The organism is Xanthobacter cornucopiae, assembly GCF_043195065.2.
GTDB lineage: Bacteria > Pseudomonadota > Alphaproteobacteria > Rhizobiales > Xanthobacteraceae > Xanthobacter.
The window spans coordinates 1,663,817-1,686,315 of the sequence record NZ_CM195531.1; the positions used below are offsets into that span (position 1 = coordinate 1,663,817).

General features: G+C 69.7%; 20 protein-coding genes. 6 read left to right on the forward strand and 14 right to left on the reverse strand.

Translation table 11 applies throughout. From position 1 onward, the window contains the following. Positions 1–36 precede the first annotated feature (36 nt). Complete coding sequence (locus tag V5F53_RS07485) at positions 37–417, reverse strand: hypothetical protein (RefSeq protein WP_393996587.1); 381 nt, start codon at positions 415–417, stop codon at positions 37–39. A 361-nt stretch (positions 418–778) separates the two neighbouring features. Here V5F53_RS07485 and V5F53_RS07490 point away from each other — a divergent pair, with 361 nt between their 5' ends. Next, on the forward strand, positions 779–1,141 hold the full coding sequence (locus V5F53_RS07490) for a hypothetical protein (RefSeq protein WP_393996586.1): 363 nt from the start codon (positions 779–781) through the stop codon (positions 1,139–1,141). A gap of 145 nt (positions 1,142–1,286) precedes the next feature. Here V5F53_RS07490 and putA read toward each other — a convergent pair whose 3' ends face one another. Further along, a complete protein-coding gene (gene putA / locus V5F53_RS07495; RefSeq protein WP_393996585.1) occupies positions 1,287–4,973 on the reverse strand; it encodes a bifunctional proline dehydrogenase/L-glutamate gamma-semialdehyde dehydrogenase PutA in 3,687 nt (1,228 codons plus the stop codon). A gap of 150 nt (positions 4,974–5,123) precedes the next feature. Here putA and V5F53_RS07500 point away from each other — a divergent pair, with 150 nt between their 5' ends. Then, positions 5,124–5,597 (forward strand): Lrp/AsnC family transcriptional regulator, encoded by a 474-nt coding sequence (locus tag V5F53_RS07500; protein ID WP_393996584.1) that lies wholly within the window; start codon positions 5,124–5,126, stop codon positions 5,595–5,597. A gap of 119 nt (positions 5,598–5,716) precedes the next feature. On the opposite strand, the gene V5F53_RS07505 is transcribed toward V5F53_RS07500, so the two are convergent. The 8 genes from V5F53_RS07505 to crcB form a co-directional block, all read right to left on the reverse strand. Continuing rightward, on the reverse strand, positions 5,717–6,496 hold the full coding sequence (locus V5F53_RS07505) for an ATP12 family chaperone protein (protein ID WP_393996583.1): 780 nt from the start codon (positions 6,494–6,496) through the stop codon (positions 5,717–5,719). Between the two features lie 15 nt (positions 6,497–6,511). Continuing rightward, complete coding sequence (locus V5F53_RS07510; RefSeq protein WP_393996582.1) at positions 6,512–7,231, reverse strand: HAD-IA family hydrolase; 720 nt, start codon at positions 7,229–7,231, stop codon at positions 6,512–6,514. Then, positions 7,228–8,016 carry a hypothetical protein gene (locus V5F53_RS07515; protein WP_393996581.1) on the reverse strand — a complete coding sequence of 263 codons (789 nt, stop codon included), beginning with the start codon at positions 8,014–8,016 and terminating at the stop codon, positions 7,228–7,230. Before V5F53_RS07515 ends, V5F53_RS07510 begins: the two co-directional genes overlap by 4 nt. 198 nt (positions 8,017–8,214) lie before the next feature. After that, a complete protein-coding gene (locus tag V5F53_RS07520) occupies positions 8,215–10,029 on the reverse strand; it encodes a TRAP transporter large permease (RefSeq protein WP_393996807.1) in 1,815 nt (604 codons plus the stop codon). A 157-nt stretch (positions 10,030–10,186) separates the two neighbouring features. After that, positions 10,187–10,822 (reverse strand): TRAP transporter small permease subunit, encoded by a 636-nt coding sequence (locus V5F53_RS07525; RefSeq protein ID WP_393996580.1) that lies wholly within the window; start codon positions 10,820–10,822, stop codon positions 10,187–10,189. Between the two features lie 243 nt (positions 10,823–11,065). Beyond that, positions 11,066–11,758, reverse strand: a complete 693-nt coding sequence (locus V5F53_RS07530; RefSeq protein ID WP_393996579.1) for a hypothetical protein — start codon at positions 11,756–11,758, stop codon at positions 11,066–11,068. Continuing rightward, positions 11,758–12,816 (reverse strand): RluA family pseudouridine synthase, encoded by a 1,059-nt coding sequence (locus tag V5F53_RS07535; protein ID WP_393996578.1) that lies wholly within the window; start codon positions 12,814–12,816, stop codon positions 11,758–11,760. Before V5F53_RS07535 ends, V5F53_RS07530 begins: the two co-directional genes overlap by 1 nt. Before the next feature lie 97 nt (positions 12,817–12,913). Beyond that, complete coding sequence (gene crcB, locus V5F53_RS07540) at positions 12,914–13,309, reverse strand: fluoride efflux transporter CrcB (RefSeq protein WP_393996577.1); 396 nt, start codon at positions 13,307–13,309, stop codon at positions 12,914–12,916. 384 nt (positions 13,310–13,693) lie between these two features. Between crcB and V5F53_RS07545 the strand changes: the two genes are divergently transcribed. Beyond that, positions 13,694–15,313: a methyl-accepting chemotaxis protein gene (locus tag V5F53_RS07545; protein ID WP_393996576.1), complete on the forward strand. Its 1,620-nt coding sequence runs from the start codon at positions 13,694–13,696 to the stop codon at positions 15,311–15,313. 105 nt (positions 15,314–15,418) lie between these two features. On the opposite strand, the gene V5F53_RS07550 is transcribed toward V5F53_RS07545, so the two are convergent. The 3 genes from V5F53_RS07550 to V5F53_RS07560 all read right to left on the reverse strand — a co-directional run bounded on the left by V5F53_RS07550 (position 15,419) and on the right by V5F53_RS07560 (position 18,251). Next, complete coding sequence (locus V5F53_RS07550; protein WP_393996575.1) at positions 15,419–16,726, reverse strand: O-acetylhomoserine aminocarboxypropyltransferase; 1,308 nt, start codon at positions 16,724–16,726, stop codon at positions 15,419–15,421. A 94-nt stretch (positions 16,727–16,820) separates the two neighbouring features. Continuing rightward, positions 16,821–17,372 carry a CoA-binding protein gene (locus tag V5F53_RS07555; protein ID WP_393996574.1) on the reverse strand — a complete coding sequence of 184 codons (552 nt, stop codon included), beginning with the start codon at positions 17,370–17,372 and terminating at the stop codon, positions 16,821–16,823. Between the two features lie 102 nt (positions 17,373–17,474). Next, positions 17,475–18,251 carry a TatD family hydrolase gene (locus V5F53_RS07560; RefSeq protein WP_393996806.1) on the reverse strand — a complete coding sequence of 259 codons (777 nt, stop codon included), beginning with the start codon at positions 18,249–18,251 and terminating at the stop codon, positions 17,475–17,477. A gap of 160 nt (positions 18,252–18,411) precedes the next feature. Here V5F53_RS07560 and V5F53_RS07565 point away from each other — a divergent pair, with 160 nt between their 5' ends. After that, entirely contained in the window at positions 18,412–18,984 is a 573-nt protein-coding gene (locus V5F53_RS07565; protein WP_393996573.1) for a biotin transporter BioY, read from the forward strand. A gap of 20 nt (positions 18,985–19,004) precedes the next feature. On the opposite strand, the gene V5F53_RS07570 is transcribed toward V5F53_RS07565, so the two are convergent. Further along, positions 19,005–19,508, reverse strand: coding sequence for a hypothetical protein (locus tag V5F53_RS07570; RefSeq protein ID WP_393996572.1), 504 nt, complete (start codon positions 19,506–19,508; stop codon positions 19,005–19,007). 424 nt (positions 19,509–19,932) lie between these two features. Between V5F53_RS07570 and V5F53_RS07575 the strand changes: the two genes are divergently transcribed. Further along, entirely contained in the window at positions 19,933–21,141 is a 1,209-nt protein-coding gene (locus V5F53_RS07575; RefSeq protein WP_393996571.1) for a methyl-accepting chemotaxis protein, read from the forward strand. 346 nt (positions 21,142–21,487) lie between these two features. Beyond that, a complete protein-coding gene (locus V5F53_RS07580) occupies positions 21,488–22,159 on the forward strand; it encodes a hypothetical protein (protein ID WP_393996570.1) in 672 nt (223 codons plus the stop codon). Positions 22,160–22,499 lie beyond the last annotated feature (340 nt).

Here is a 22,499-nt window from a genome sequence, read left to right on the forward strand (position 1 = left end):
GCCGGGGCTCAAACTCCGGATGGCGGCCCCCACTGGTCAGGCGGTCTCGACGGACACCACCCGAAAGGTGTGCATGTCTTCGTCTTCACGCACGGAAATATACTCGCCCACCTCGAACTTTTCGTCGCCGAAGCGATAGCCCGCCTCGTCGTCATCGTCGCCGGAGATGTCATAGCGAAACGCCCAGCTGCCGCCGGGACGGCGCACGAGATGACCCACCTCATCCGGCTCGCCGGGCCGGAACTTCACCACCCGGCACTGATCGCGATGCTTGGACCAGAGCTCGGGATCGATCTTGCCATTGCTCGCCAGCGGGGCGACGAAGGTGTAGCCGAACGCGCGGGACCCTTCCGGAAACCCCTTTTCGCGGGCGAGTTCCATGCGGATCTTGTGCAGGCCGTGCGGAAGCTGGGTCATTGTTTTCTCCCGATACGCATGAGGCACGATTCTTATGCGTTGAGCCTCGTTGTAGAGCGTTTTGCCATGAAGGCGATACCGGTTGGCGCAAACCCGGCCGCGTTTCCGCGCGTCGACGCGCCGGCCTCGCCCCATCTGCGGGAGCCCGGCGTTGCAGCGCCCGCCGGTGGTGATCGGCGCCGGCAAAATGGTGCCCAGGGGTCAGATTGAACCGTTCACAACTGTGGAAAATCAAAAAATTCGGGATCCACCTTGACCTGTCGCAACGCGCCAGCGTTGTAAGTCCGTAATGGTTGATATCTGCCTACCCGTCCGAAGAACGGGAGGCGGAGGGGTGGATACAAAGATAAGGAGAGATGCCATGAACGATTCCGCCATTTTCCAAGGCCTGACCCGCGCCTGGAGCGTCGGCGCCCCGCCCACCGCTTGGCCGGCTGCCGCGTGGAAGAATACGTTCTTCGAGTGCCCGGTTGCCGTGGCCTCTCACCTTCAGCGCTTCCTGGCGCGCCAGGCCCAGGAACAGGTTCAGCTGCTCGCCGAGCTGGCGCGCGACCCTAACCCCGCCACCGCGATTCCCCGGCAGACCGCTTACCTTCAGCAATCGGCCCTGGCGTGGAACACGGAGCTTCTTGAGCTCGCCGAGCTGGTTCAGGGCAAGTTGCTCGCTCCGGTGGGGAATAGCGAGGCGTCGCAGGAAAAGCCGCCCTTCCCGCGCGCGGCCTGAGGCCGGCTTTCCGTCCGGCCGGCTCCACCGGCCGGACCGCCATAAGATGACGACAGGACAGCGCCGCAAGTTCAGAAGCGGCGCGCTGGGTGTTATCTATCTCGGCGTGCACCGGCGTGCCGGAGCCTGGAGAGCGGCGGCGGCCCTACACAGCGGCCAGCAGGCTGGCATTGCCGCCGGCGGCTGAGATGTTGACGGATAGCGAGACCTCCCGCAGGAGCCAGACCAGCGGGATGTCGGTCTCCGCTGGCGCACCCCCCTCCCGGCACGGTACGGCATGGAGCGGGACGATGGCACCGTCACGTGCGGCCAGACGCATGGCGACCGCCGCAGCAGTCGCGCCCTCCCCTTCCACCAGAGCCACGTCGAGCGGCCCGGCCAAGGTGCCGTCGGCCACCGGTTTCACCCGCGCCGCCACTGCCTTGGGCAGGCCTTTGAGCGCTGCAGCGAACGGCGCCGGCCCGGTCTCGGCGACCACGCGGTTGCCGGTGACGAGCGCGGCGGCGATCAGCATCAGCAGGCCGGACACCGTTTGCGCCGAGACCAGCACCGTGCCGCGCGGCACGAGCGCGTAGCGGTTGCTTTCCCCCGCCGGGCCGGGCAGTTCGCGCTGAACGCCCAGCGGCACCGCGGCCCAGCTCCGGATGCGGCTGGCGAGGGGCGCGAAACCCCGCGCCTCCAACCACGCGGCGAAAGCGCGGGCTCCGGCATCCGGCACTGCGTCCGCGGCGGCGGGCAGGCGCGGGTGGCCCCGCACCAGGCGCTGAAGATACAGTGGCCCGCCGGCCTTGGGGCCAGTGCCGGACAACCCGCATCCGCCGAACGGCTGCACTCCCACCACGGCGCCGATGATGTTGCGGTTCACATAGATATTGCCAGCCCTCACCCGCCCCGTCACCGCCGCGACAGTGGCATCGAGCCGGGTGTGAAGGCCGAAAGTCAGTCCGTAGCCGCTGGCGTTGACCGCATCGAGCAGCGCCCCCAGGTCCTGGCGCCGATACCGCAGCACATGCAGGACCGGCCCGAACACTTCCCGCCCCACGTCCGCCCATGCGCCGATCTCGATCAGGGTCGGCGCAACAAAAGTGCCGTGCACGGTCTGCGGCGGCAAGGGCACCTGGAACACGGGGTGACCCCGCCGGGCCATCTCCGCCACATGCGCCTCGATCGCCGTCCGGGCCTCGGCGGTGATGACCGGCCCGACATCGGTGGACAGCCGATCGATGGGGCCAACGCTCAGTTGCTCCATGGCCCCGCGCAGCAGCGCCAGGATGCCGTCCGCCACCTCGTCCTGCACGCAGAGCACACGCAGAGCCGAACAGCGCTGGCCGGCGCTGTCGAACGCCGAGGCGATCACGTCGGCCACCACCTGCTCTGCCAGCGCCGAGCTGTCCACCACCATGGCATTCACTCCCCCCGTTTCGGCGATCAGCGGAACAGGCTGCCCGTCTGCCGAAAGCCGCCCGGCGAGCTGGCGCTGGATGTGGCGTGCCACCGGCGTGGAACCGGTGAACAGGACGCCCGCCACCTGTGGCGCCGCGACCAGCGCCGCGCCCACCGCGCCGTCGCCCGGAATGAGCTGCAGCACGTCGGCAGGAATGCCTGCTCCATGGAGCAGGCGCACCACCTCGGCAGCGATCAGGGACGTCTCCTCTGCCGGCTTCGCCAGCACCGCATTGCCGGCGGCGAGCGCCGCCGCCACCTGGCCGGTGAAGATGGCCAGCGGAAAATTCCACGGGCTGATGCACGCCACCACGCCAAGGCCACCGCGTTCGGGCTCCAGGGTCTGGGCCGCGCCGGCGTAATAGCGCAGGAAGTCGATGGCCTCGCGCACCTCTGCCATCGCATTGGCGGCCGACCGGCCGGCCTCGCGCATCACCAGGCCCATCAACTCGCCCATGCGCGCCTGCATCTCATCCGCCACGGCGAGAAGGGGCGCCACCCGCCGCGCCGCCGGAGCCCGCGCCCAGTCGACGGCCGCAGCCGCCGCCCGCTCGGCCGCGACGCCCACCGCATCGGCCCGGCAGGGGGAAACCGTTCCGACCTCGTCGCGCGCGTCGCCGGGATTGCGCACCACCCTCGTCGCCTGCGCCGCCACCCCCTCGGGCGGGCCCGCACTCCACGCGCGGCCGGCGCTGTCGCGGAAGGCCTGCGCAAGCGCCTGAAGCACATCGTCGCTCGACAGGTCGAGCCCGGCTGAATTGCGCCGGTCCGCGAACAGGTCCACCGGCGCCGCGATGGCCGGATGCGGCAGGCCGGGCCCCGGCAGCCGGCGCGCCTGCGCCACCGGGTCGGCGACCAGCTCGTCGACGGGCACCGCGGGGTCCGCCAGGCGGTGCACGAAGGATGCGTTGGCCCCATTTTCCAGCAGCCGGCGCACCAGATAGGCGAGCAAGGTCCCATGACCGCCCACCGGCGCATAGATTCGGCAGGGTCGGCCCAGCCGCGCCCGGCCCACCACCTCCTCATAGAGGCTCTCGCCCATGCCATGCAGGCACTGGAACTCGTACGACCCCAGGGAGAATTCCGGTCCGGCCAGATGGTGGATCGTGGCCAGCGTCTGCGCGTTGTGGGTGGCGAACTGAGGAAACACGGCATCGCGCGCCGCGAGCAGCTTGCGGGCACCGGCGATGTAGGACACATCCGCATGGGCCTTGCGCGTGAAGACCGGAAAATCCGCGAGACCCTCCACCTGGGCGCGCTTGATTTCCCCATCCCAATAGGCGCCCTTCACCAGCCGCACCATGATCCGCCGCCGGCTACGCCGGGCGAGATCGATGAGCCAGTCGAGCACCGCCGCGCAGCGCCGCCCATAGGCCTGAACCACGAAGCCCAGACCGTGCCAGCCGGCCAGCGCGGGGTCGGCGCACAGCGCCTCCAGCAGGTCGAGACGGTCCTGCTCCTCGGCATCGATGGTGAGGCCGATGCCGTAGCTCTTCGCCAGCAGCGCCAGGGCCGTGAGGCGGGGCAGCAGCTCGCGGCCCACCCGCTCGGCCTGGGCCCGGCCGTAGCGCGGATGCAGCGCCGACAGCTTGACCGACAGGCCAGGCCCGGCATGGATGCCGCGCCCCGCCGCCACCTTGCCGATGGCGTGCACGGCGCCTTCGTAATCGGCGGCATAGCGCGCCGCATCAGCGGCGGTCAGCGCGGCTTCGCCCAGCATGTCATAGGAATAGAGGAAGCCCTGCGCCTCCCGGTCGCGCGCGCGGTCGAGGGCTTCGGCGATGGTCTCGCCCATCACGAATTGCGCACCCATCCGCCCCACCGCCCGCTCGACGATTCTCCGCGTCAGCGGGGCGCCGCATCGCGCCACCAGCGCCGGCACGGCCGCCGCCACACCGCGTGACTCCTGCGCCGCGCTCAGCCGCCCCAGAGCCGCCAGCCCCCAGACCGCGGCATGAAGGAGCAGTGGGCGCCCGGCACGCCCGCGGATATGGGACGCCCAGTCGCCCGGACCGATCTTGTCGCGGATCAGGGCATCGCGGGTGGCCGTGTCCGGAATGCGCGGCAGCGCCTCCGCGAGGGACAACAGCGCCATCCCCTCCCGGCTGGACAGGGAGAATTCCTGAACCAGCTCCGCCACCAGCGCTCCGTGCGGCTTCGCCCGCAGCGTCTCGACCAGCCGACGGGCGGTGGCCGCGCTCTCGGCCCTGAGCCGATCCGGCAGCGTGGCGGCCTGAAGCAGCGGCGCCAGGCAGTCCGGCTCCGGCCGGCGGCCGGCGTCGGCGATGGCGCGGCGCAGCGGCGCGCGCGACGGCAGGACGCCGGCAAAGCCCGCGAAGGGCGCAGGCGGCGTCTCATCCGGCGCCGAGGGAGAGGGATCGCAGATCATGTGCACGGACCCGATGCCTAAGCGGGCCGGACCGACGGCGGCCGGCCGTTTCATGTGCGGAATGCTAGCAGCAGGTGTCGCCGCAAACCGACTTTTAAACCGGGGCCGACCCGCGCATTCTGTCTGAAACTATGGATCAAGCCGAGCAAGATGATGACCGAAAGCCGCATGAACAGCCAGATTGACAGCTTTGACCGGCGCATCCTGGACGCCCTTGCCGACGATGGGCGCATGTCCGTCACCGATCTCGCCGCGCGCGTCGGCCTGTCGCGCACCCCGTGCCAGATGCGCCTGAAACGGCTGATGGAAGAAGGCTATATCCGGGGATTTCGGGCGCTGGTCGATCCGGCCCGGCTCGGGCTCGACCACATCGCCTTCACCGAGGTGAAGCTCTCGGACACCACGGAAGCCGCGCTCCTGGCCTTCAACACGGCGGTGCGCGCCATCCACGAGGTGGAGGCGTGCCACATGATCGCGGGACCGTTCGATTACTTGCTGAAGGTGCGCACGCGCGACATCCGGCGTTACCGGCAGGTGCTGGGAGAGAAGATTTCGAGCCTTCCCCACGTGGCCTCCACCTCCACATATGTGGTCATGGAGCCCGTGAAGGATGTCTCTCCATAGGCAGGCGCGACGGCAGGCTCCGCCCCCTGCTCTCTCACATCTTGAGGTCTAAGGCCCCGTGCGCTCGAACGCGGGCGACGCGCGGGCCAACGCGACCCATCCTGGGACCCCGGCCGCCCTCAGCCGACGCGCAGCAGCGTCACCGCGGCGTCAAACTCCTGCCGGCGCGCCTCGCGGCGGGCGGTGGCGATCTCGTCCTCGCCCCATTGCTCGCGATTCCAGTCCTCGTCCACATGGGCCGCCAGCCAGGCGCTGTCGGCATCGACCACCCCCTCGGCCACCGCCAGCGCCAGCAGCGCCGAGCCGGTGAGGGTGGTGAGGACATGCACCGCCGCCAGCGGCAGCGGCGCCTCCGGCAGCAATGCGCGGATGCGCGCGAGGGCGTCCTGTGGCTGCGCCACATGGCACACGCCCTCGGACAGATAGAACGCCGCCCCGTGGGCCTCCCGCGCCCATGCCAGGACCGGGTCCCAATGCAACGCCTGACGCTCCACCAGCCGCGTCGGCCCCTCGGCGCGGTAGAACAGCATATCGGTGCCGGCATAGCCCAGCACTTCGTCGCGGACCGCCCCGGCCTCTGGCGCGACCCGGTCGAGCGCCACGTTCACCAGGCGCGTCAGGGGCATGGAGAGCGGATCGATGTCCGTGCCCTGGGCCGCCCACTCCGCCGCCAGAGCCTCGGCCAGGGCGCGGGTGGGCACCCGCAGCAGCGCCCGCGCCGGCGTTCGCACCGGGCGCGCGTCGAGCAGCACGGTGAACCCCTCCCCGTCGGCGCCGACGCTCGCCTCCTTGTAGAAGCGCTTGGCCCGCGGCGGGCGCTGCGAGGCCTGCGCCCGCGCCAGAGGATTGGCTTCCGGCTCGGAACCGCCGGCATCGAAGTCACTGAGAAAATCGCGCATGGCCTGTTCCCGCGTTCAGCTCAAGGTCCGGGCATCGGCGAGCAGGCCGGCCACGGCGGCCGGTACCTCCTCGAACCGCGCCACCACCTGCTGGGCCCCGGCGTGCCAGAGCTCGCCGGCGGAGTGATACCCCCAGTCCACACCCAGGGCACCGGCGCCGGCGGCCCGCGCCATCGCCATGTCAAACGACGTGTCGCCCACCACCACGGTGCGGGCGGGGCCGATGCCGGTTTCCATCATGGCCTGCTGCACCATGGCCGGATGCGGCTTGGACGGCGCGTCGTCGGCGGTCTGGATGGTGGCGAACCAGCCCTCCATGTCATGGGCCTCAAGCACCCGCGCCACACCGCGCCGGGCCTTGCCGGTGACCATGCCGAGCACCACGTCGTCCCGCGCGCGCAGCGCCGCCAGCACCTCCCGCGCCCCGGGAAACATGGGCTCCGGCGGATGCGCGTCGCGCAGGCGCATGAAGGCCCGGCGATAGGCCTCCACCATGCCGGCCACCGGGTAGGCCGCGTCACCCGCCGCCAGCACGGTGAACGCCTCCGGCAGCGACAGGCCGACCACCGAGAGCACCCGCCCGCGATCCGGCTGAGGCAGCCCAAGTTCCGCATGGGCGTCCCGCATGGCGGCGACGATCAGGTGCTGGCTGTCCACCAAGGTGCCGTCACAATCGAACAGGACCAGGATCGCGGCGGCATCGGTTACGAACGGGGGGCCTTCGGCTGTCGTCATCTCACGCTCATCTGCTGAGTGGCGATGGTGTAGACCCATGTGGCGCCGGAGGGGTCCTGAAACAAGATCTCCTTGAAGCCGCGCTGCTCGCACTGCTTCGGGAACGGGCCGGCGACGATCAGCTCGGCCGCGGTCTTGGCCGAGAAATTGAACTTGATGACCAGGACCGTGTCCTGCGGCCCCGAGGTGGTCACCTGCAGGTCGAGACCGTTCTGGGCGAAGCTGTCCTGCTTGCTCTTGGCGAACGCGCGGCGGGATTCGGCATCACCCGCCGACGCCGCGTCATGGGCGGGCGGCGCCTGCGTTCCGCCGGCCGGAGCCTCCAGCCCCGCGTGGGCGGGCGGCGGCGCGAACGAGGATGGCGCGGAAGGTGGGGCCGCTGGCGGTGCCGACGGCTCGACCGGCGCTGGCACCGCCACCGCGCGCGGCGGCTCAGCGGGGGCAGCGGGGGGCGGCGACACCACCGCAGCGGGGGGTGGAGCCTCCGCCGGCACCGCCGGCTGCGGAGGCTCGACGCGCGCCGCCACACTGGGTGCGGGCGGGACCTCGGGTGATGCCGCAGCCTGTGGCGCTCCGGAAACCGGCGGGGCGACCGGCGTCGCTGGCGCCGACAGCACCCACCACACGAGGGCGCCCGAAACCAGCGCCACCGCGGTACCAGACAAGCCCACCACCACCGGCAGCATGAAACGCGTGCGCAGGGAGCGACCGCAGAACGGGCACTGCTCCTCTTCCGGATAAACCTGCGCGCCGCAGCCGGGACAGAAGTCGTGCTTTGTAGTCATGCCTTAACGCCTCCGCCGGCCGCCGACCGGACCATCGGTCGGACCTGCCTCTCCCGCTCCTCCGGCCGTTGCGGCCGTTGCGACCGAGACGGACCATCATTTCCGAAAGGGACCAGGAGGGCCCGCTTCTTCCGCCCCGCCCGCGTGTCGGGACGGAAGAAGCAGCTCTAGCAGAGCAATCCGGCGACTCCTACTGCCCTAGTTGGAATTGCCGAAATCGAGCGGTGGCGGCGGCGGGGCGTCCAGGCCCGGCGAAAGGCTGTCGAATTGCTGCTGCACCTGCCCCTGGTCGAGCTGCACGGCGCCCGACTTGTAGTGGGTCACCATCTGCGGGAACAGGATGATAAGCGCCACCATCAGCAGCTGGATCAGCACGAACGGCACGGCGCCCCAATAGATCTGGCCGGTGGTGACCGGCTCGGTCAGCTTGCCGGTCACGCGGTCCACATAAGGCACCTTCGCCGCCACCGAGCGCAGGAAGAACAGGGCGAAGCCGAAGGGCGGATGCATGAAGGAGGTCTGCATGTTCACCGCCAGCATCACGCCGAACCAGATCAGGTCGATGCCGAGCTTGTCGGCCGCCGGGCCCAGCAGTGGAATGATGATGAAGGCGAGCTCGAAATAATCGAGGAAGAAGGCCAGCACGAACACCAGCGCGTTCACCGCGATCAGGAAGCCGGCCTGCCCTCCGGGCAGCGACACCAGCAGCTCCTCGACCCACTTGTGACCGTCCACCCCGTAGAAGGTGAGTGAGAACACGCGGGCGCCGAGCAGGATGAACAGCACGAACGCCGACAGCTTGGCGGTGGAATAGGTGGCCTGCCGCATCAGGTCGAACTTGAGCCGCCCGCGGGCGGCCGCGAGGGCGAGCGCGCCCACCGAGCCCATCGCGCCGCCCTCGGTCGGCGTGGCGACGCCGATGAAGATGGTGCCGAGCACGAGGAAGATGAGCGCCAGCGGCGGCACCATCACGAACACCACCTGCTCCGCCAGCTTCGACAGCAGCCGCAGGTGGAACAGGCGGTTCAGCACGGCGATGACGAAGGCCAGCGCCACCGTCGCCGACATGGCGAGCACCACGTAGTCGGAGCCGAACTTGACGCCGCTCTCGGTCATCAGGGCAATGGCGAGGCCGATCGCCAGCACCAGGGTGATGTAGAGCGAGGGCGTCAGCAGGCGCGCCGTGCCGGCCAGGATGAAATAGAGCACCACGAAGGCCGCGACGCCCCAGGCGACGGTGTTGACGAGGGTCGGCAGCAGGGCCGCCGTCAGGTGAGGCAGGCTACCGGTGGCCACCAGCACCGCGAAGCCGGCCGCCGTGAGGGCGCCGAGCACGCGGGCGAAACCGGGCTTCTCGCCCGGCTCGCGCAGGGTCTGCGCCTCCAGCGGCAAGCCCGGGGCCGCCTGCGGGAACAGCCAGGAGACGATAAAGATATAAGCGGCGTAGAGGGCGGCCAGCGTCAGGCCGGGAATGAACGCCCCTTCGTACATGTCACCCACCGAGCGGTTCAGCTGGTCGGCCATGACGATGAGCACGAGCGAGGGCGGAATGATCTGCGCCAGCGTGCCCGAGGCGGCGATGACGCCGGAGGCCACGCGCCGGTCATACCCATAGCGCAGCATGATCGGCAGCGAGATGAGGCCCATGGAGATCACCGACGCCGCCACCACGCCGGTGGTGGCCGCCAGCAGCGCGCCGACGAAGATCACCGCATAGGCGAGGCCGCCGCGGATGGAGCCGAACACCTGCCCGATGGTGTCCAGCAGGTCTTCCGCCATGCCGGAGCGTTCCAGGATCAGGCCCATGAAGGTGAAGAACGGCACCGCGAGGAGAACCTCGTTGTTCATGGTGCCATAGACGCGCTCAGGCAGCGCCTGGAGGAAATCGGGACGGAACAGGCCCAGCCAGATGCCGATGAGGCCGAATACCAGGCCGTTGGCCGCCAGCGAGAAGGCCACCGGATAGCCCAGCAGCAGGAACACCACCAGCGCCACGAACATGATGGGCGCCATGTTGTGGATGAACCAGCCGCGAAAGCCCGGCTCGGAGGCGAACGCGGTGTCCGGCAGGAAGGCGACCAGGGCAAAGGCGGCGAGACAGACGAGGGCGGCGTGCGCCGGGCGGAGACGGCGCAGCGCCGCGAACGGGGCAGGAATCATGGCCGGCTCCTCAATGCTTGGTCGGGGCCGGGGCGGACGACTGGGCGGGGGCGTCCGGCGCGCCAGGCGCCAGGTCCAGGAGGCGCTCGGCCTCCGCCGCCAGGGCCGCGTGGCTACCGCCGCTCCCCTCGTTGGGGTCCTTCATCCGCCCGGTGAAGATGGCGACGCGCTTGATGAGCTCCGAAACGGCCTGCAGAGTCAGGAAGAAGAAACCCAGCGGCACCAGCGCCTTGGCTGGCCACTGCGGAAGGCCTCCGGCGTTCAGCGACTGTTCGTCGATGCCGTAGGAGTTGAGGAAGAACGGCACCGAGGTCCACAGCAGCACGAGCGAGAACGGCAGCAGGAAGAATACATGGCCGAAGATGTCGATGCCGTCGCGCACCCGCTTGCGGAGATGCGAATTCACAATATCGATGCGGATATGCTCGTTGTCGAGCAACGTCCAGGAGGCGCACAGCAGGAATACCGCCGCGAACAGCACCCATTGCAGTTCGAGCCAGGAATTGGAGCTGATGTCGAACAGCTTGCGCACCACGGCATTGAGCGCCGAGACGAGAATGGCGGCGACGATGAGCCAGGAGGCGAGCTTGCCGATCCGCGCATTGACAGCATCGATGCCGCGGGCGAACGCGAGCAGGGGGGTCATGGGTCTGCGTCCCTCGGGCGACTGATTATCGCGGACCACCCGCATTTGCCGGAACGGCGGTCCATTGAGCCGGCACCATAGGCGAACCACCGCGCACTTCAAGTAGAGGCGCGGTCAAATCCGCATCACCGCGCCCCTCACACACGGGCTGGGGGGGAATACTCGGAAAAAGGCGCTCTCGCGGGCCGACTGTTCTGCGCCGCAACATGCGAATCATCGAACGCCGCGACGCGCGGGAGGCCCTCAGCCGCCCCGGCGCCGGCGGTCCCATGGCGGCGGCCCGGTCAAGGCAGAACCGCGCGCGAAGCGGCCCGCGCCGCCGTCCCACACCACCGCCGCCCCGGTTCCGGCCACCGGGCTTGATCCCACGCACCAGGCCTGGATGTCGGTGCCCCGGCGCGGCAGCAGCGCCACCACCTGGCCAAGCCCCTCCCAGGCGGCGGTGTCCTCCGCCACCTCCCTCGGCTCGGCCCCGCACACGGCCTGGTCCAGATCCTTCGGCCAGACCTTGGCGGTGACCAGATTCCAGCGCCCGGATGCGCGGGAATAGAAGCGCAGGCGCCCGGCGAACGGCCGGCCATCCCTCACCCCCCACTCGCTGAGGCCGACCAGCGGCGCCCCGTCGGCATCGATCCACGCCGCCACCTCAGTGACCATGCCCTGGGCGGACTCGGCGTCGCCCTGATCGGTGATCCGCAGGTAGAAGCGCGGCACGTCGAGGATCAGCGCCACCCGCGCCCGCTCGCCGTAGAGCAGACCGCCGGACGCGGCGGGACCGCGCGGCGAGGGCTTGATCTCATAGGTGGGGAAGCCGTTGGGCTGCGCCACCTGCAACTCACGATAGAGCTCGAGAATATTCAGCCCCTGCGCCCGCGCCGCGGCCGGCACCAGCACGAGAGCCAGAAGCAGGATCGGGGACAGGAGCAGGCGGCGCATCATCCCTCCGGAGCGTCCAGGATCGGATCATACTGGCTGGCATCGAAGCCGAGCACGGCGAACGACTGCGCCATGTGGGGCGGCAGCGGCGCGGACACATCGATGACACCCTGGCCGCGCGGATGGGGAATGACCAGGCGACGCGCCAGCAGGTGCAGCTTGTTCTGCAACCCGCCCGGCAACTCCCAGTTCTCGATGTTGAAATACTTGGGGTCGCCGACGATGGGGTGGCCGATATGGGCGAGATGGGCCCGCAGCTGGTGGGTGCGGCCGGTGACCGGCTTCAGCGACAGCCAGCTCATCTTCTGCGCCGCCTGGTCCACCACCGCATAATAGGTGATGGCGTGGCTCGCCTCGTCCTCGCCGTGGCGGGCGACGCGCATCTTCTCCTCCTCCTCGTCCCGGGCGAGATAGGTGGAGATACGCCCCTGGCGCGGCTTGGGCACACCGGGCACCAGCGCCCAATAGACCTTGCGCGCCTCGCGCGAGCGGAAGCTCTTGGCCAGCACCGAGGCGGCGAGCCGCGTCTTCGCCACCAGCAGGCAGCCGCAGGTGTCCTTGTCGATGCGATGCACCAGCCGCGGGCGCTGGCCATCCTTGTCACGCATGGTGTCCAGCAGGCCGTCGACATGGCGATAGGTGCCCGAGCCGCCCTGCACCGCGAGCCCGAACGGCTTGTTCAGCACCATCACGTCCTTGTCCTCATAGAGGATCAGGGAGCGCAGGAAGGCGAGGTCGTCGCCGCCCTTGGCGGCGGCGCGCGACGCCGGCCGCGCGGCCGCGTCACCCGGAGCGGCGCGGGGCCTGGGCTGGGGCGCCCCGTCGGGCCCCGGCGCCACGGCCGCCGCCTCGCCCTCGCCCAGCGGCGGCACGCGCACGCTCTGGCCGGGATCGAGGCGGGTGGAGGTCTTCACGCGGCCGCCCTCGACCCGCACCTGCCCCGTCCGGACCAGCTTCTGGAGATGGCCGAACGACAGGTCCGGATAATGCAGCTTGAACCACCGGTCGAGGCGCATGCCTGCCTCGTCCTCACTCACCGTCCTCAGCTCCACGGCCATCTTGCGCACATCCTCGCGCGCTGTCTGGCGCGCCTCTCCAACAGGCAATAGTGCATGGCGGGCGCGCCGTCACGTCTTGCCCGCGGCGAGGGCCCGATCAGGTCAGCATCCGCATCAGGGAAATACCCGCGAACACCCCGATGAAGCCGAAGGCCACCGACCCCGCCGCGTAGAGCAGGGCGAGGCCGCTGTCGCCGCGCTCCATCAGGAACAGGAAGTCGAGGGAGAAGGTGGAGAAGGTGGTGTAGCCGCCCAGCACGCCGGTGGTGAGGAACAGGCGCAGGCTCTGGCTCCAGGCCTCGCCGTCGCGGAAGGCGAGATAGCCGGTGATGAGCCCCATCAGCAGGCAGCCGCTGACATTGATGAGGAAGGTGGCGAACGGAAAGCCGGTGCCGAGCAGCTTGGGCAGGGAGATGTTCACCAGATGGCGCAACACCCCGCCGAGGCCGGCGCCAAGAAAGACCACGACGACGGGATGGATGAAAGACGGCATGACACCTCCGCGACTGAGCCGGCGCGGAGCATAGGCCTGATTCCGCCGCCGCCGCCATGGCGCCTCTCCCCCGCGGGTCCCCGCGCACCGTCCGCGCACAGAGCGGGTGGCCGGGAGAGTTGCGCGGACGGCGACCGTGAGGCGCGCTCAGCGCGCCGCTCCGGCCCGCGCGCTGTGCGCCCCCGGCTGGACGCACTGGCAAAAAGAGACATGCCGTCAGGGCTTAGGGTCGGCCGCCCCGTGGGCTTTATGATCCGGGGCGGCGGCAATCCACGTTTACGAATAGGAGAACTCCGGAGGCGCTGAGAGTAGCGGGACTGGCATAGATAAGGAGCAGCCCCCGGGTGAGCAGCCCGGCAACACCACAAGAACAGGAGCGCCCCCGTGTCAGCGGTTTCGAATTCCTCCCGCCTCTCCTCCGCCTCCGACCAGCCGCGGATGGAGCTCGTGATGGACATCGGCGGTGCCCGCGCCCACCTGGAGCCCGACACGGTGGCGCAGGTGGAAGAGATGATCCAGAAGCTGTTCCAGGCCCCCGCGAAGGAGCTGGTGGCGCCCCTGCTCGACGCCGGCGTGGCGGCGGACGTGCTGCTGCAGGCCCTGGACTGCGTGGTGGAACACACCTGTGCGCGGCTCTCGCGGCAGATGTTCATGCTCGGGCGCTCGGCTGCCCTGGCGGATATCGCCCACCGCTATGCCATGGCCGCCGCCGCCGTGCAGTGCGCCGCCGCGGTGCGGCAGGTGACGGCGCAGATGACGAGCCAGGCGCTCGGACGCAACATGGCGAATCTGAAGAATCTCGCCGACACCGTCTCCGACGTGAACGACGTGGCCCTGGAGATCGCCTATCTGTCGCGCAACACCCAGCGCGCCACGGAGGGTGCGCAGAGCGTGGCTTCGGCGGTGGCCGAGCTGGTCAGCAGCGTCGAGGAAATCTCGCGCTCCAGCGACGAGACGCTCCGCGACGCGCAGCGGGCGAGCGCAGCTTCCAGCCATGCCACCAGCGCCGTCGCGAACCTGCGCGAGACCACCGTGGCCATCACCGAATCCACCGACGATACCCGCCAGCGCGCGCGGGAGCTGGTGGGCGCGTTCGACCAGATCGCCGACGTGCTGCGGGTGATCGACACCATCTCCAAGCAGACCAACCTTCTGGCGTTGAACGCCACCATCGAGGCGGCGCGCGCGGGCGAGGCGGGCAAGGGCTTCGCCATCGTCGCGCAGGAAGTGAAGGCCTTGGCCAACCAGACCGGCGGGGCGGCGGAGGAGATCGGCAGGCGCGTCGAGGGCATGCGGCTCGTCATCAGCCGCATGGGCGACACCCTGGCCCGCTCGGAAGAGGCGGTGGGCGCCAGCGCTCAAGCGATCGAGCAGGTGTCGGCGGCGGTGGGCGCCATCGACGGCGCCGTCACCACGGTGGCCGAGCGCATGGAGGTGATCGCCTCCGTGCTGGCGCAGCAGAAGATCGCGAGCGAGGAGATCGGCGCGCGGGTCACCCAGAGCGCGGACCTGTCCACTGAGAATCAGCACCTGCTGATGCGGATCGCCACCAGCCTGCAGAACGGCAATGACCGCTTCACCAGCACGGCGCGGGAATGGTTCGATGCCAAGTCCCCGGAGGCGCTGTGCGAGATGGCGAAGATCGACCACGTGCTGTTCAAGAAGCGGGTGGTGGACGTGCTGATGAACCGCACCACCTGGGAATCGAAGGCGGTGCCCGACCATCACCATTGCCGCCTGGGACAGTGGTACGATTCCATCGACACGCCGGAAGTGCGGGCCATCCCGGCCTTCACCGCCCTGACCGAACCGCACCGGCGGGTGCACGCGGCGGCCCATCAGGTGCTGAAGCTGAGCGAGGAAAATCGCCGGGACGAGGCGATGGACGCCCTCGTGACCTTGGACAAGGAGAGCCGGGAGGTGCTGCGCATCCTCGACGAGCTGGCGCTCGGCCTCCAGGAGCAGCGCCGGGCCCGCGAGGCGGCTCCCGCCCGCCTGCAGTGAGCAGGCCGGCTATCGGCCGGGCAGGACAAAAGGAAGGGGCCGGCCCCATGGAGGCCGGCCCCTTCAGCTTCGGTGCGACGTCACCTCGCGTTCGGGCGGCAGACGTCAGAGCTTGGCGAGGGCCTGATCGAGGTCGGCGATGATGTCGGCCACATCCTCGATGCCCACCGACAGGCGCACCACTTCCGGCCCCGCGCCGGCGATCACCTTGGCCTCGTCGCTCAGTTGGCGATGGGTGGTGGAGGCCGGATGGATGATGAGCGAGCGGGTGTCGCCGATATTGGCGAGGTGCGAGAACAGCTCCACGTTGGAGACGAGCTGCACGCCGGCCTCATAGCCCCCCTTCAGGCCGAAGGTGAACACGGCGCCCGCGCCCTTGGGCAGGTAGTGCTGCGCCAGGGCGTGATAACGGTCGTTCTCCAGGCCCGGATAGCTCACCCACTCCACCTTGGGATGGGCGGCCAGGTACTTTGCCACCTCCAGCGCATTGTCGCTGTGGCGCTGCAGGCGCAGGCCCAGGGTTTCGATGCCGGTGAGAATCAGGAAGGCGTTGAAGGGCGAGAGCGCCGGGCCGAGATCGCGCAGGCCCAGCACCCGGGTGGCGATGGCGAAGGCGAAGTTGCCGAAGGTCTCGTGCAGCACCAGCCCCTGATATTCCGGGCGCGGCTCGGTCAGGAACGGGTAGCGGCCGGAAGCGGACCAGTCGAAAGTGCCCGCGTCCACGATCACGCCGCCGATGGAGTTGCCGTGGCCGCCCAGGAACTTGGTGGCCGAATGCACGACGATGTCGGCACCGTGCTTGATGGGCTGCCACAGGTAGGGCGTGGCCAGCGTGTTGTCGACGATCAGCGGCACGCCGGCCTTCTTGGCAATGGCCGAGATGGCGGCGATGTCCGTCACCACGCCGCCGGGATTGGCGATGCTCTCCACGAAGATCGCCTTGGTCTTGTCGCTCAGCGCCGCCTCGAAGGTCAAAACGTCGTCCGGGTCCGCCCATTTCACGGTCCAGCCGAAGCTCTTGAAGGCGTGGCTGAACTGGTTGATGGAGCCGCCATAGAGCTTGCGCGAGGCAATGAATTCGTCGCCCGGGGTCAGCAGGGTGTGGAACACCAGGTGCTGGGCGGCGTGGCCCGAGGCCACCGCCAGCGCGGCCGTGCCGCCCTCCAGCGCCGCCACCCGCTCCTCCAGCACCGCATTGGTGGGGTTGCCGATGCGCGAATAGATGTTGCCGAAGGTCTGCAGGCCGAACAAGGCGGCGGCATGGTCCACATCGTCGAACACGAAGGAGGTGGTCTGGTAGATGGGCGTGGCGCGGGCGCCCGTGGTCGGATCGGGCTGGGCGCCGGCATGGATCGCCAGCGTCGCGAATCCCGGCTCGTGCACGGCCGGCTGGGGGCTGGTCTCGTCGGTCATCTGGGCTCTCTCCCATGGTGTCGGCCCGAACCGGCCGCGATTAGACTTATAATCTGATCGATTTAGTCAGTGAAACTGATTTTCGGGACCCGCCTCAGGATTGCGAGGCCGGTCCCGGCGGCTTGCGAGAGACAATGGAGAGGCGCTGCACCCCCTCCCCCAGCCGCTTGGGCCGGCGCGACGACAGGGTGCGCGAGTTCACGCCGGTCCAGCCGATCTCCCCGGACAGCCGTCCATACTCGATCTTCGGGCAACGATTCATGACCACCCTGAGGCCCGCCGCCTCGGCCTGGGCCGCCACCGCGTCGTTGCGCACGCCGAGCTGCATCCACAGCACCTTGGGCAGCGGCGCGAGGGCAGCCACCTCCGCCCACACCGCCGGCAGGTGCTCCGGGGCGCGGAACACGTCCACCATGTCGATGGGCTCCGGCACGTCGGCGAGGCGGGCCACGAAGGTGAGACCGGCCACTTCCTTGCCGGCCTGTCCCGGATTGACGGGAAACACGCGATAACCGCGCTCCGACAGGTACTTCATCACGAAATAGGACGGCCGCGCGCTATTGGCGCTGGCGCCAACGATGGCGATGGTGCGCACCTCTTCCAGGATGCCGCGGATATAGCTGTCGGCGTAGTGGTCGTGGTTCATGGCCGCCTCCCCCGTTCGTCTGTCGTTCCGGCCGCGGTGCCGCGGCCGGCTTTCCGCCTGTCCTCGATCACACCCCCGCGCCGGCCCGCCGCCGGAACCCGTTCAGATCCTGGCCTTGCTGAACAGCCGGGTGAAATTGCGGGTGGTGGCCTGCGCCATCTGCTCGGCGTCGACGCCGCGCGCCGCCGCCAGCACCTTCGCGGTTTCCGCCACGAAGGACGGCTCGTTACGATGCCCCCGATGGGGCACCGGCGCCAGATAGGGCGAGTCCGTCTCCACCAGCAGCCGGTCCTCGGGAACCTCGGCGGCGATGGCCCGCAGCGCCTCGGTCTTCTTGAAGGTGATGACGCCGGAGAACGAAATGTAGCCACCGAGGGCGAGCGCCCGCCGCGCCAGATCCGGCCCGGCGGTGAAGCAGTGCAGCAGGAACGGAAAGGCCCCCTTGGCCGTCTCGTCCTCGAGGATGGCCGCCACGTCGTCATCGGCCTCGCGGGCATGGATGACCAGCGGCAGGCCGGTTTCCCGGGCTGCCGCGATCTGGGTGCGGAAGCTCCGCGCCTGGGCCTCCCGCGGCCAGTCGGCATAATGGTGGTCGAGGCCGGCCTCGCCGATGGCCACCACCTTGGGATGCGCGGCCAGCGCCACCAGCTCGGCGACGGTCACGTCAAGCTCCTCGGCGGCATATTGGGGATGGGTGCCCACCGAGCAACTCACCGCGTCGAACCGCTCGGCGATGGCGCGGATGGTCTCGAACCGTCGCACCCGGGTGGAAATGGTGACCAGATGACCGACCCCTGCGGCCCGCGCCCGAGCCACCACCTCGGGCAGCTCGGCGGCGAAGTCGGGAAAATCCAGGTGGCAATGGCTGTCGACGAGCATGATCAATCACGAATGTCCAAAAGGCGCGGAGCGGGCGTGTAAGGGCCGCCCGCGGCGGAGGCCCCCTCCCTTAAGCCCATCGCCGCCGGCCGTCGAGCCGAGGCGACAGCGGGCCGGATCCCATGCCAGGATCGGCGCCCCGACTCGCGCCAGGAGCCAGATGCCCGTGCCGCCCTTCCGCCCCGCCTTCCAGCGCCTTGCCGAAGCCTCCCCGCCATGGGCCGTGGCCCTGGTGGTGATCTCGGTTGCGCTGCTGGCCTGGAGCGCGCAGATCTCCCTTCCGGTGCAGCCGGTGCCGGTGACGCTCCAGAGCTATGTGCTGCTGACCCTCGCGGCCCTGCTCGGCTGGCGGCTCGGCGCCCTGGTCATCACCGCCTACATCGCGCTGGGGCTTGCCGGCCTGCCGGTATTCGCCAATGGCGCCCGCGGCTTCAGCGTGCTCACCGGGGCATCGGCGGGCTTTCTCGCCGGCTTCGTGGTGGTCGCGCTCGGGGTCGGGGGGCTGCAGCAATATTGGGCGCGCCTGCGCCCGTTGCCGCTGTTCGGCGTGCTGGCGCTGGGCCACCTGGTGCTGATGGTGATGGGCGCCGGCTGGATTGCCACCCGCAGCGGCTATGTCGTCGCCTTCGAAAAGGCCTTCCTGCCGTTCGTGCCCGGTGCGGTGGTGAAGTCCATCGCCGCGCTGGCCACAGTGGTGCTGGTGGAGCGATTCGCAGGCACGCCCCGGCGCTGACGCCGGAGCCGCACCCGTCGTCAGGTTGCGTCGGTGATCTCTTTCTTGAGCGCCTCGGCGTCCGGTCCCGGCATGGCGATGGCCCGCACCACCTCGCCCGGGGTGCCGGGATTGGCGACGATGGAGGCCTCCAGCGACACCGTGACCCCGCCGCCGGAGCTGTTGAAGATATAGTCCAGGCGGAAGGCGGCGTTGGACGAGGCACCATTGGTGCGCTTCAGCGCCTCCTCGGGGGGCAGGCGCTTTTCCGCCACCAGCTGCGCCGGCTGGTCGACGGTGATGGTGTAGCCCCGCGCGCGCCGCGCCGTGGCCAGCCGCCCGCGCACCAGCGTCGCATCCGCCGCCGCGAGCCGCACCTCGATGCGCGGAACCGCCGGGCCTTCCGGCGCCGGCGGTGGTCCTTCGGCCGGCATCATCGGGGGAATCGGATCCATGTTGGACGGCCCCGGAGCGCCGCGATCCGACGAACAGGCCGCCACCAGCAGCGCCGCCGCGAGTCCACACAACCCTTTCAGCCTCGTCATCGGCACTGCTCCCGAAGCCTCCCTTGCCGGCCCTGGCCACCGCATGGAACCGCAGCCTAGAGCATTTTGCCGTGCCGTTGAAACACGAAAACACCCTAGCACCTTGAATTCCCACGCCCCGCCGGCCGCCACCCCGCCCGGCCCGCACCCGCGCCGACCCCTCGCCACACGCGGGCCGACCAAGTGCGGCGCCCTGAGCCGGCCGGCCGCCGAGCCTGCCCCGGCAAGACCACATGCCGCCGTCCCGCGCAACGAAAAAGAGCATGCCCGTACCCCATTCGCCGCACCCCGGCGAACGGCCCGCACTTCCAATGGACTCAACGGCAGACATGGATGCAAGCTGGACGAGGAATGAGGTTCCACGATAGTTTCTGGAAAACTTCATTCCAGGGAAGAAACGACCAAAGCCCGTAAGGGAAACCGAATGGAAACCTACAGGGACAATCCGATCACCACGAACGGGGGGACGGCGGCGGTGCTGGCCGGCATCGTCTCGCGGCAGCCTTCCCCGCTTGCGGCGGGCGTCGCCGAGGCGGCGCGGCTGCTGGGAGACCTGAGCTGCCTGCTCGCCTGGGGCAGCGGCAACGCCCAGCGCCTGTCCGGGGAAAGCGTGGCCATTTCGGGAGCGGTGGAGGAACTGGCCCGCACCACCGACAACATCGCCTCGGCCGCCACCTCCACCCACGAGCAATCCACCGAGGCCGCCCGCATCGTGTCGCAGACCGTCGACCAGGCGGCGCAGGCGGCGACCGCCATCAGCGACATCGCCTCGGCCTTCACCGACATCCAGTCGCGGACTGGCCAGCTCGCGGTGGCGATCCGCTCCATCGGCGAGATGGCGCGCGACATCGACATCATCTCCAAGCAGACCAAGCTCCTCTCCCTCAACGCCACCATCGAGGCCGCCCGCGCCGGCGCCGCCGGGCTGGGCTTCGGCGTGGTGGCCTCGGAGGTGAAGGCGCTGTCGGAGCAGACCGCCCGCGCCACCGCCAACATCACTTCCAAGCTGGGGGAGCTCAATCAGGTGCTGGCCGCCGTCTCGCAGGCGGTGGCCTCGGGCGGCGGCCGCGTGGAGAGCGGCACCCGCGCCTTCAACGATGTCTCGCGCAACATGGACCTGGTCTCGGAACGGGTCGGCTTCGCCACCGAGCGCATCGAGAGCATCAGCCATGCCCTGAGCGAGCAGAAGACCGCCACCAACTCCATCGCCGCCTCGCTCTCGGAAGTGGCCCGGCTGGCGACCCAGAACAAGGCCGACGGCGACTCCGCCAGCGCCCTCCTCGGCAAGGCGCAGACGGCGGCCATGCAGGTGCTGGGCGAGCTTGGCGCCGACGGCGATCACTCCCACACGCCGCTGACCTTCGCCGCCGAGCTCACCAACTGGCGCGGCGCCCTGGCACAATGCCTGGTGGGCGCGCGCGCCGACCGCGCCTATGACGCACCGCCGTTCGAGGCCGAACGCGACCTGTCGCCGGCGCTGCGCGAGGCCGTCGGGCCGGCGCTCAGCGCCATCCGCGGCGCGGCCCGCGATCTCGGGCGCCGCCTCCAGGCCAGCGACATCGAAGGCGCCATCAAGGCCTACACCGCCGTCGACGAGCGCATCACCGAGGTCGTCACCCGCCTCCAGCGCTGAGCCGACTCACAAACCGGCGAAGGCGGGCGCGGCAACGCCGCACGCGCGCACCGGGTTTCGCGCCGCCGCCCGCCGTTCGCCCAGGAACCGCGGGCGGCGCCGGCCGAAGCCCGTCAAAAAGCCGCAAGCCGATTGAAAAATCCGTTAAATTTCAGCACGCTTCGGCATACATTCGGGCATCTTGAAACACTCCACCGGTCGCCTTGGGGAGGCCTACGTAGTATCCCTGATGGCGGCTCTTGAGCCTTGCAATGGCGGGAGAGCTGCCTAATACGGAATTCCGATCAGGAAACTTGGGTCACGGGGACACGCCATGCACCGTCGGGATCTTCCGTATACGCACCTCATGGATGAGATCCGCCGGAAGGAGCTCGGGCCCTTCAGCCATTTCCTCGATGGCATCTGGCGTAACGTGATCATCGTCGCGACCGGCACGCTGGTGATCTCGGCGGTGTGGGTGTTGGTGTGGGGCGAATTCGCGCTCTACATGATCCCGGCCAGCATTCTGTTGATGCAGGTGGCCAGCGGCATCCACGGCCTGCGCGACTGGCGCCGGGCCGAGCGCCGTAAGCGCCTTTACGATACCCCCCACTGCCAGGCTTTTCTGCGCTCCGTCGAGGCGCGGGCGCGCGGGGTGATCGCCTCGCAGCGCGGCACCGTCTGGGTGGTGATGGACCCTGACAGCCTCGATCACGTGTCCCGCGTGCGCGTGCTGAGCGACCGTGAATACCAGCAGTACCGCCAGCAGGGCATCGCCTCCGGGCAACCGCTCGACGAGGTGCGCATCGGCCGCCGCTCGCTCGGGCATACCGTGGTGCGCGAAGGGCGTGAGCATTTCCCGCGGCACGTGGATTTCTCGCTGGTCCGCACTCCGGTGCGCGGCGCATCCGGGCGCATCGAGCGGTGGGCGCGGGAAGGCGACGAGCATGGGCGTGGCGGCCGCCGCGGATCGCAGCGCCGCGCCTCTGGAAGCGGCCGTTCGGATGCCGCCTCTCCGCCGGCGAAGACGGGCCACTGAACCCGCGTCCGGCCGCCGTGGCGTCGAAGCGCGAGCACCTGTCCCTGATCGAAGTCCCAACCGCCGGGCCGTTCCTGCCCCGGCCCGCGTGGCCCCTCCTCCTTGGCCAGCCGTTTTCTTCATCTGCAAGGGGCTCAGCGCCGGTCCTCGCTGAGCCCGGCAGGGCACGTCAGGCCGCATCCGGGGCGTGCGCGCGCCACCCCGCCTGAGGCCCCGTCACCGAATCGGGCACCGCCCCAGCCACCGTGCGGCACGGCCCGGCGCGGCATGGCCCGGGGCGGCACATTGTCGTTTGCGATCCGGCAGCCGGTGCGGGACAATGGGACAAGCCGCGTGGGCG

What these genes read in the sequence shown, in the direction of transcription:
- crcB (WP_393996577.1), bottom strand. Translation starts at nt 13,309, where the DNA reads ATGCCGTCTTTCATCCATCCCGTCGTCGTGGTCTTTCTTGGCGCCGGC.
- V5F53_RS07565 (WP_393996573.1), top strand. Translation starts at nt 18,412, where the DNA reads ATGCCCGTGCCGCCCTTCCGCCCCGCCTTCCAGCGCCTTGCCGAAGCC.
- V5F53_RS07510 (WP_393996582.1), bottom strand. Translation starts at nt 7,231, where the DNA reads ATGACGACAGCCGAAGGCCCCCCGTTCGTAACCGATGCCGCCGCGATC.
- V5F53_RS07505 (WP_393996583.1), bottom strand. Translation starts at nt 6,496, where the DNA reads ATGCGCGATTTTCTCAGTGACTTCGATGCCGGCGGTTCCGAGCCGGAA.
- V5F53_RS07520 (WP_393996807.1), bottom strand. Translation starts at nt 10,029, where the DNA reads ATGGCGCCCATCATGTTCGTGGCGCTGGTGGTGTTCCTGCTGCTGGGC.
- V5F53_RS07500 (WP_393996584.1), top strand. Translation starts at nt 5,124, where the DNA reads ATGATGACCGAAAGCCGCATGAACAGCCAGATTGACAGCTTTGACCGG.
- V5F53_RS07555 (WP_393996574.1), bottom strand. Translation starts at nt 17,372, where the DNA reads ATGAACCACGACCACTACGCCGACAGCTATATCCGCGGCATCCTGGAA.
- V5F53_RS07570 (WP_393996572.1), bottom strand. Translation starts at nt 19,508, where the DNA reads ATGACGAGGCTGAAAGGGTTGTGTGGACTCGCGGCGGCGCTGCTGGTG.
- V5F53_RS07575 (WP_393996571.1), top strand. Translation starts at nt 19,933, where the DNA reads ATGGAAACCTACAGGGACAATCCGATCACCACGAACGGGGGGACGGCG.
- V5F53_RS07515 (WP_393996581.1), bottom strand. Translation starts at nt 8,016, where the DNA reads ATGACTACAAAGCACGACTTCTGTCCCGGCTGCGGCGCGCAGGTTTAT.
- V5F53_RS07550 (WP_393996575.1), bottom strand. Translation starts at nt 16,726, where the DNA reads ATGACCGACGAGACCAGCCCCCAGCCGGCCGTGCACGAGCCGGGATTC.
- putA (WP_393996585.1), bottom strand. Translation starts at nt 4,973, where the DNA reads ATGATCTGCGATCCCTCTCCCTCGGCGCCGGATGAGACGCCGCCTGCG.
- V5F53_RS07490 (WP_393996586.1), top strand. Translation starts at nt 779, where the DNA reads ATGAACGATTCCGCCATTTTCCAAGGCCTGACCCGCGCCTGGAGCGTC.
- V5F53_RS07535 (WP_393996578.1), bottom strand. Translation starts at nt 12,816, where the DNA reads ATGGCCGTGGAGCTGAGGACGGTGAGTGAGGACGAGGCAGGCATGCGC.
- V5F53_RS07580 (WP_393996570.1), top strand. Translation starts at nt 21,488, where the DNA reads ATGGATGAGATCCGCCGGAAGGAGCTCGGGCCCTTCAGCCATTTCCTC.
- V5F53_RS07485 (WP_393996587.1), bottom strand. Translation starts at nt 417, where the DNA reads ATGACCCAGCTTCCGCACGGCCTGCACAAGATCCGCATGGAACTCGCC.
- V5F53_RS07525 (WP_393996580.1), bottom strand. Translation starts at nt 10,822, where the DNA reads ATGACCCCCCTGCTCGCGTTCGCCCGCGGCATCGATGCTGTCAATGCG.
- V5F53_RS07560 (WP_393996806.1), bottom strand. Translation starts at nt 18,251, where the DNA reads ATGCTCGTCGACAGCCATTGCCACCTGGATTTTCCCGACTTCGCCGCC.
- V5F53_RS07530 (WP_393996579.1), bottom strand. Translation starts at nt 11,758, where the DNA reads ATGCGCCGCCTGCTCCTGTCCCCGATCCTGCTTCTGGCTCTCGTGCTG.